This is a genomic window from Vibrio sp. YT-18 (assembly GCF_033337345.1).
GTDB classification, from domain to species: Bacteria; Pseudomonadota; Gammaproteobacteria; order Enterobacterales; family Vibrionaceae; genus Vibrio; species Vibrio alginolyticus.
Genome location: NZ_JAWOQO010000232.1, coordinates 1 through 1100, shown reverse-complemented (window position 1 = coordinate 1100; position 1100 = coordinate 1). Strand labels below are relative to the sequence as shown.

Annotated in this window: 1 protein-coding gene; it reads right to left on the bottom strand. The window is 50.1% G+C overall.

The window, feature by feature from the left end; translation table 11 throughout:
* Positions 1-56 precede the first annotated feature (56 nt).
* Positions 57-1100 (bottom strand): right-handed parallel beta-helix repeat-containing protein (locus R7M72_RS25630; protein WP_411913730.1); only part of this gene is annotated, 1044 nt, incomplete at its 5' end.

The window sequence follows — 1100 nt, the reverse complement described above, 5'->3', positions numbered from 1 at the left end:
CGTTGTAAGGTGAGTTTTGACGAAAAAAAGGGCTCCTGAGAGCCCGTGGTTACTCGTTAGTGAATAAGTTGCTTAAGCTGCATCGCCTCTTGCTTACCCGGAATGGCTTGTTGGGTATCAATCACTGACGCTTGCTTTAATGGCGCGAGCATTTTGCTGTCGACCGCTTTGCCATCACTGGTGTAAGTCGTGCCATTTTCGACCAACGCATTGCCAGTCGATTTCGCACTGTTGATCACGTCGTCATATTTGCTGCTGACGTGGAATCGGTAAGAACGGTTATTGGTGAACGTGCCTTGCTCAATCTCGCCGGAATATGGGCTCTTACGGAACAAGTAGTTGAAGCGCTTGTTATCAATCGACACGTTGTCGCTCAATACCAGTGCACCAGGGTTAAAGTTGTCCGTGAATCCGTCCATGTTGTTATTGAAAGACAAGCTATTTTTCACCACATGTGGAACCGGAATCCCCTCGCCGCCTAGCTTGAAGCCGTTACCAATCGTGCCACCCTTGTTGGCAACATCGCGTGTGCGACCGTTGCTGAACGAGCTGGAATCCAACATGCTCACCGCACCGTTTGCGCCATCTTCCACTTTGTTGAACAAGTCCCAACCGTCATCAATGTTGTGGTGAGACAAACAACGGATGAAAGTGTTGCCATCGCCGATACGCATCTTGGCCGCAAAACCGTCTGCGTTGATCTGCGAAGGATCCATGTTGTTGTAGCTTTCGCTTTCAATCACTTGGTTGTAACTTGCCCACAGTGCGCGGCCAATGTTTTCAGGAGAGGTGATCACGAAACCAGTATCTGGCGCGCCGTGTGTCACCATTTTTTCGAAGGTGTTGTGGCTACCATGAACAATGAACTGCGCACCCGCAACTTCAATACCTTGGTAATGCCAGTAATTTGCCTCGTGACGAAGTTCCGAAACAAAGCGAACATTGTCTCCTTCCGCACGTAGGTGCTTGAGCTTGTCGACACTGCCACTCGCCGTCAGCGGGATTTCCATCCCTTGGTAGTCGCCATCTTTCAAAATGATGGTGCCACCAGCAGGAAGCAGTTCTACTGCGGTAGCGAAATCAAGCGGTTGTGCTTGAGA